Raw genomic sequence first — 6,933 nt, 5'->3', positions numbered from 1 at the left:
CCCTAACTATCCATGGCAAAGCTGCCTGCCATCACCGTCCCTCCCCAACTCAAGGAGCGTTTAGCCCAAGGACATCCCTGGATTTATCGAGACAAATTACCTGCTGATGTACACTTTACTACAGGTGAGTGGGTACGTGTGCGGTGTGGTAACTGGTCTGGATTTGGACTATGGGATAACAAAGGCCCGATCGCCCTACGGATTTTTTCCCAACGACAACTACCGGATCCCCGCTGGCTTCACAATCGAGTCCAGGCCGCCTGGGAGTTGCGATCGCCCCTCCGAGAGCAGCACTGTACGACCTATCGCTGGCTGTTCGGAGAAGGCGACGGTCTACCCGGCATCACGGTTGATCTTTATGGTGAGGTTGCCGTCGTGCAAACCTATATGGAAAGTGCCACCGTTCTATTGGACTGGCTCGTCAATGCTCTACGGACGATCGCTCCCCTCCGAGGAATCTTGTGGCGCACCCAGCACTCAGAAGTTAGAGAAGACAACTACTCCTCCCCAGATAGCAAGACTCAACTGCTGTGGGGAGAGGCTCCTGCCGCTGACCTCGTGGTCAAGGAACATGGACTGCTATTTCAGGTCAACCTCCAGGCTGGACAAAAGACAGGACTGTTTCTGGATCACCGAGAAAATCGCCGCTTTGTAGGGGAACTGAGCCGAGGTAAAACCGTGCTGAACTGCTTTGCTTACACAGGTGCATTTTCCCTCTATGCTCTGCGGGGTGGTGCCAGCCATGTCACCAGTGTGGATATTGGCAAGCACCTAGCTGCTGTAGCTGAAGCTAACTTGCGACTCAATGGGTTGGCCGGCGATCGCCACACCTTTGTCACCGCCGATTGTTTTGACCTGCTCCAACGCTATGGGCAAGAACGGCGCACCTTTGATATGGTCATTTTGGATCCGCCTAGCTTTGCTAAGAGTAAGCAAAACCGCTTTGCTGCCATTCGCGCCTATACCAAACTCAATGCCCTCGCACTTAGTTGTGTTGCTCCTCATGGTCTGTTGGTCTCTGCCAGTTGCACTAGCCAAGTCAGCCCCGAAGCCTTCAAAGACATGCTCGCCAGTGCTGGATCTATCAGCGATCGTCGCCTGCAAATTCTCCACGAAGCCGGACAACCCCTCGATCATCCCGTTCCTGCCGCCTTTCCCGAAGGACGCTACCTCAAGTTTGTGGTCAGCCATGTCAGTCCACCAGAGTGACCTGCGTCTAGCCTAGGGCATTGACCCAGACCTATACAGCATCGCCATGCCCCGAAACTTGCCCCAACTTAGCCTCGTTTAGTAAGCAAAGTGTGATAACATCACTGCCAGCCAAGGGCATACTCATTCCATTCCGTTGCAAGATTCGATCGTTGCTATAGTTTAGAAGCATCAACACCAATCACGCTTGCCTGTGGCTTGATCCCCCATGACTGACATCGCCATCCGTGTCGAAAACCTGAGCAAACAATACCGCATTGGCGTACAGGACAAACCACCCCAGTCCCTGCGGCAAGCCGTTAGCAACTTCCTGGGATCCCCATTTAAGTACCTCAACACTACCCTGCGTCCCCCCACTCACGACGAGATTGTTTGGGCACTCAAGGATGTTTCCTTTGAAGTCAAACAAGGTGAAGTGATTGGTGTCATCGGACGCAATGGCGCAGGCAAAAGTACCCTACTGAAAATTCTCTCTCGCATCACCGAACCTACTACAGGCTATGCCGAGATTCACGGACGAGTTGCCTCCTTGCTAGAAGTCGGCGCTGGCTTTCACCCCGAACTCACCGGACGGGAAAATATCTACCTCAACGGCACCATCATGGGCATGAAAAAGCGGGAGATCGATCGGCGCTTTGACGAAATCGTAGACTTTGCTGGCGTAGAGAAATACATCGACACCCCCGTCAAACGCTACTCCTCCGGCATGTACGTCCGCCTCGCCTTTGCCGTTGCTGCCCACCTAGAACCAGAAATCTTGATCGTCGATGAAGTCCTCGCTGTAGGGGATGCCATTTTTCAAAAAAAGTGTTTGGGTAAAATTGAAGAAGTTTCTACAACGGAAGGACGTACTGTATTGTTCGTTAGCCACAATATGAGTACTATCTTGGAACTATGCCAACGAGTAATACTCCTAAAAGATGGGCAACTGTTGGAGTCCGGTCAGCCTAACGCAGTCATTGAAACCTATCTAGCTGAGGCAGCCGAGAAGTTATCCTACACAGCTCTCCCAGAACCAGAAATTAACAAAGGTGTTGTACTTCGCCAAGTCGCTGTCTATAATCATCAAGGTGAGTTCGCCGCCGAAATAGACTGTCGCTTACCCTTCTTCATAGAGATAACTTTTGAGGCTTGTAAGTTTATTAGCCAACTCTCTGTCTCCATTCGTCTTGTAAATCAGCAGGGAATTCATGTGTTATTTTCCTGGGCTGTTTATCAAACAGCATATCAAGCAGGTTGTTATCGAGCTATTGCTCAATTTCCGGGAGAACTATTAACAGCAGGACGCTACTATATCGATTTAGGAGCAGAGCATTATCGTGTTGAGTCCTATCATTATGCGTATAGATGTATGGCATTTGATATCCTCAACACCGATCCACAGTTTGATGGTAACTTACCAGGGTGGGGGATCATTCAACCACGGTTAACTTGGCGAATCACAAAGGAGTAAGCAATATTAAATGCAACCTGTTGTTTACAATCATTTCCGAAATCATATTTTCAAAAAATTTCCACCCCCAGGGAAGCGGATTTTAGAAATCGGTGCCCTCGCGGATCCAGCTCAAACACTGTTGACTATCTTTGCTGGGCAATCCCTTGATCAAGAGTTGATTGGGATTAACTTAGAAATCCCCCCTGCTGAGTACATTCCAGCATCATTAGGCTACAAGCTTTTAGAGTGTAATGCTAACGATATGAGCATCTTTGGAGATGCAGAGTTTGATGCAGTCATTTGCTCTGGAGTCCTTAATAACGATCGCTACTTCTGGAAATCCCTCAGTGAGATGCATAGAGTGCTTTCCTGCGGCGGTTTACTATATGTAAACATTCCGGTGTTTACTAGAGGAATGCAAAAGTTAGCATTCAAGCGCATTTTGTATAAGCTAGGTGCGAGCCTTCGTAAGTTTGGCTTGGAAGATAAACTTATTTCCTTAGCTGAAAACACCTGGTTTTCCTCTGTACCAACTTACCACTACAGCCCAACGCCTGCTGACTACTATCGCTTTTCAGAAGCATCGGTAACTCAAGTTATTATGGATGGCTACGATGTTCTGCATATTGAAGAGTTTCTATATCCTCCTCGGATGATTGCTGTTGGTAAAAAGATTAATTAATTTCTTAGTGCGTTTAAGAGCTGAACTTATAGGAGATAGTGAATTAAGTAAACTAGAATGGCCCAGTCTATTCATCCTAATTTTTTGATTGTTGGTGCCGCAAAAGCTGGTACAACTTCACTGAGCTACTGGTTACAGCAGCATCCTGATGTTTTCTTGCCTACTATCAAGGAACCATCTTACTTTGTGTTCAATTATGGGCTTGCTAACCGTGATCAATACTATAGCCTGTTCGCTCCCGGAGCAGGTAAGCAGATGATTGGCGAAGCATCAACAGCTTATTTGACAGCTCCAGAAAGTGCTGCCTGGATTGCCAAAGAGTTAGGCATGATTAAGATTATCATCATCTTACGGCATCCTGTGAAACGTGCACTATCGTTATACGCTTGGATGGCAATGGAGGGATACGAATGGTTACCCGACTTCTCTACTGCGCTAGAAAAGGAATTTGAACGCTTTCATGACCCATTATTCTATCGAAATAATCCAGAATTTTTTTGGGATTATATGTATTTTCATAGCGGATTGTATGTTGAGCAGGTAAATCGTTATTTTCAGATATTTGGAAAAGATAATGTTGGAGTTTACTTATTTGATGATCTAGTAAAAGATCCGAGAAAATTTTACATAGATGTCTGTGGTTTTTTATCAATTAACCCCATATCAGAAATCGATTTTTCCGCTAAAAATGTTAGCCGACTTCCCCGATCCGTATCCTTACAGTTCTGGTTACGCCATGACTGTTGGAGAAAAGTGCCTGGCCGATTTCAAAATTTAATCCGTTCACATGTCCCACTATTGATGAAATTGAATTGTAAGTTAGGATCCAAGCCAGTTATGCCTCTAGCGATTGAAAAAGAACTCTCACGACGCTATCAAGATGAGATTATTCGTCTGAGTGATTTACTCCAGCGAGACTTGTCATGCTGGCTATCTTGATGTAGAAAAATCACTGTTAGGGAATTAATGTCAGAATCATTGAAATAGTCTAATTATGTATGAAGAACTATATTGCTCACCTATTAAAGTTAGGGGTCAGTCAAACTTACCGTAAGAATTACTATGCAATGCGTCAGAAATGTTTGCAGCATCTTTCAGTGGTTAGGCAACTGCAAGAACTTCCTCGATATACATCTGCATCTATCACTCTATTGGGAGAGACATTGGATATAGTAGATTCTGCTTCATGCTTGTCAATGTATCAAGATATTTTTGAACGGGAGATTTACAAATTTACAGCAAAGGGCACTCAGCCTTTTGTGATTGATTGTGGATCAAACATTGGCATGAGCGTGATTTATATCAAGCGACTATATCCAGAAAGCTCTGTGCTTGCGTTTGAGTCAGATCCAAATGTGGTTTCAGTTCTGGAAAAGAATATAAGATCCTTTAAACTTTCTAGTGTAGAAATTATTCCCAAAGCGGTTTGGAATGCTGAAACAACATTGGAATTCCTTATAGAGGGTGCGGATGGTGGACGTTTAATCGATGATCAATCTGATCAATCAGATTCTAAACTAATTCAAGTTAAAACTGTCCGCCTAAGAGACTATTTAGACCGGCCAATCTCTTTTCTGAAAATTGATATTGAGGGAGCAGAAACTTGTGTTATAGAAGATTGTAAAGATTTGTTAAGCAATGTAGAAAATATATTTGTAGAATATCACTCATTCGTAGGTAAGCCACAAACGCTGCATGTTCTACTCGGTTGTTTAATAGATGCTGGATTTCGTGTGCATCTTCATGCTAATGCTCCCATTGCTCAACCATTTATTCAGCGAGCAATCCATACTGAGATGGATATGCAATTGAACATTTTTGGATTTCGAGAATAGTAAAGCGTATGTTCGTCGATTACTTTAGCTAGAGTTCCTTAACTACAGTTACTGTATGAATATCAGAGGATTAGGGCGATGCAAGCACTGGGTGTATTTAACTCGAAACTACTTATCACCTCATGTCGTTATTCTTCTTTATCATAGAATTGTGGAGCTAAGCTCTGATCCTCAATGGCTATCAGTATCACCACAACACTTTGCAGAGCATTTGCAAGTTATTCGTTCACGCTACCCAGTTATATCATTACGATCGCTAGTTGAACGAATGGCACTTGGTAATTTGCCAAGACGTGCTGTAGTGGTTACATTTGATGATGGTTATGCAGATAATTTTTATGTAGCAAAGCCCCTTCTAGAGCAGCATGATGTTCCTGCAACTGTATTTGTAACCGCAGGCTTTGTGGGTAAGTCTGAAGAGTTTTGGTGGGACGATTTAGATCGTATTCTGCTACGACCTGGAACACTACCAGCAATAATTCAGCTTTCTGTTGATGGGGAAGAGTATCAGCAAAACTTAGGGGCAGTGTCTGAATACAGTATTGATTCCTACAAAATGCATCAGCATTGGACAGTGTTATCACCAGATAGCCCAACTGAGCGACAGATTGCCTACCGACAGTTGTGTCAACTGGTGTATCCTTTGTCGGCAGATCGACGGCAAGATGTACAACATCAACTCTGGCAACAGATTGGTAGTGGCTCTATTGGGCGAGATACTCATCGCGTGATGAACCCTGAAGAAGTTGCTCAATTAGCTGCAAGTGGGTTAATTGAGGTAGGTGCTCATACAATGTCGCATTTGTCGCTTTCAGCACAGTCGATCGCAGTGCAGCGTTTGGAAATTCAACAGAGCAAGGCTCGATTGGAAGAGATTGTGGGGCAACCTGTGACAAGTTTCGCCTATCCCTTCGGTAGTCCATCTGACTACACGGCAGATACGGTAGATTTGGTTCAGGAAGCAGGCTTTCAACTGGCGTGTTCTAACTTTGGTGGTGTTGTTACTCGACAGAGCGATCGCTTCCAGTTGCCACGTGTTCTGGTCAGAAACTGGGACGGGGATGAGTTTGAGCGTCGCCTTCGGGAGTGGTTGGCGTGAAGATTCTGCAAATCAACACGATCGATAATCTAGGAGGAGCAGCTAGGCTAGCATGGCAACTGTTTCAGGGCTATCAGCAGCTAGGTTATGAATCATCCTTTGTTGTAGCGGCAAAGTATAGTCATCATCCAACTGTAGTAGGCATGGCTGAGGTGTTACCTAATCATGCCTGGTTTCAAGCTTGCATGGCGTTGCGAGCATCTTTGCAAGCGTTTAATGGCAAAAGGCTAGGTGCGGGCAGGTTACAGCTTCTACTCACTAAACTGTCAAGACCTCTGCAACTGATTACGGATCCTATCTGGAGAATTCGCTCCCAGCTAGGACATGAAGATTTTCATGCACCTGCAACGTGGCACCTGCTGCGTAAATTTCAGCCTGATATCATTCATTGTCATAATTTACACGGTTCTGGTTTTGGCAGGGGGTACTTTGATCTACGGGCATTGGCTTGGCTGAGTCGACGGTGTCCAATCGTTTTATCGCTGCATGATGCTTGGTTGCTGAGTGGTCACTGTGCCCATTCGTTCGAGTGCGATCGTTGGCGCACTGGTTGCGGCTCATGTCCTGACTTGACGATTCCACCACCTATTCCTAGGGATGCTACTGCCTATAACTGGCAGCGCAAGCAGCAAATCTATGCTCGAAGTCGTCTGTATGTTGCCACGCCATGTCA

Annotated in this window: 7 protein-coding genes; all 7 read left to right on the top strand. The window is 45.5% G+C overall.

The window, feature by feature from the left end; all coding sequences use genetic code 11:
- Positions 1–12: 12 nt before the first annotated feature.
- A complete protein-coding gene (locus NZ772_10690; protein MCS6814019.1) occupies positions 13–1,209 on the top strand; it encodes a class I SAM-dependent rRNA methyltransferase in 1,197 nt (398 codons plus the stop codon).
- A gap of 208 nt (positions 1,210–1,417) precedes the next feature.
- Positions 1,418–2,662 (top strand): ABC transporter ATP-binding protein, encoded by a 1,245-nt coding sequence (locus NZ772_10685; GenBank protein ID MCS6814018.1) that lies wholly within the window; start codon positions 1,418–1,420, stop codon positions 2,660–2,662.
- A 10-nt stretch (positions 2,663–2,672) separates the two neighbouring features.
- Positions 2,673–3,326 (top strand): methyltransferase domain-containing protein, encoded by a 654-nt coding sequence (locus tag NZ772_10680; protein ID MCS6814017.1) that lies wholly within the window; start codon positions 2,673–2,675, stop codon positions 3,324–3,326.
- Between the two features lie 57 nt (positions 3,327–3,383).
- The gene (locus NZ772_10675) at positions 3,384–4,265 is read left to right on the top strand and encodes a sulfotransferase domain-containing protein (protein MCS6814016.1); all 882 of its coding nucleotides are present in this window, start codon (positions 3,384–3,386) and stop codon (positions 4,263–4,265) included.
- A 59-nt stretch (positions 4,266–4,324) separates the two neighbouring features.
- A complete protein-coding gene (locus tag NZ772_10670) occupies positions 4,325–5,161 on the top strand; it encodes an FkbM family methyltransferase (protein MCS6814015.1) in 837 nt (278 codons plus the stop codon).
- A 268-nt stretch (positions 5,162–5,429) separates the two neighbouring features.
- Complete coding sequence (locus tag NZ772_10665) at positions 5,430–6,260, top strand: polysaccharide deacetylase family protein (protein ID MCS6814014.1); 831 nt, start codon at positions 5,430–5,432, stop codon at positions 6,258–6,260.
- The coding region (locus NZ772_10660) for a glycosyltransferase (protein ID MCS6814013.1) at positions 6,257–6,933 on the top strand (677 nt) is incomplete at its 3' end. The genes NZ772_10665 and NZ772_10660, both read left to right, overlap by 4 nt.

It is taken from the genome of Cyanobacteriota bacterium (assembly GCA_025054735.1).
GTDB lineage: Bacteria > Cyanobacteriota > Cyanobacteriia > SKYG9 > SKYG9 > SKYG9.
Note: the sequence above shows the minus strand (reverse complement) of the source record. Positions and strands in the feature narration are given on the sequence as shown.

Coding starts and splice junctions, on each gene's coding strand:
- NZ772_10690 (MCS6814019.1), top strand. CDS start 13: ATGGCAAAGCTGCCTGCCATCACCGTCCCTCCCCAACTCAAGGAGCGT.
- NZ772_10685 (MCS6814018.1), top strand. CDS start 1,418: ATGACTGACATCGCCATCCGTGTCGAAAACCTGAGCAAACAATACCGC.
- NZ772_10680 (MCS6814017.1), top strand. CDS start 2,673: ATGCAACCTGTTGTTTACAATCATTTCCGAAATCATATTTTCAAAAAA.
- NZ772_10675 (MCS6814016.1), top strand. CDS start 3,384: ATGGCCCAGTCTATTCATCCTAATTTTTTGATTGTTGGTGCCGCAAAA.
- NZ772_10670 (MCS6814015.1), top strand. CDS start 4,325: ATGAAGAACTATATTGCTCACCTATTAAAGTTAGGGGTCAGTCAAACT.
- NZ772_10665 (MCS6814014.1), top strand. CDS start 5,430: ATGGCACTTGGTAATTTGCCAAGACGTGCTGTAGTGGTTACATTTGAT.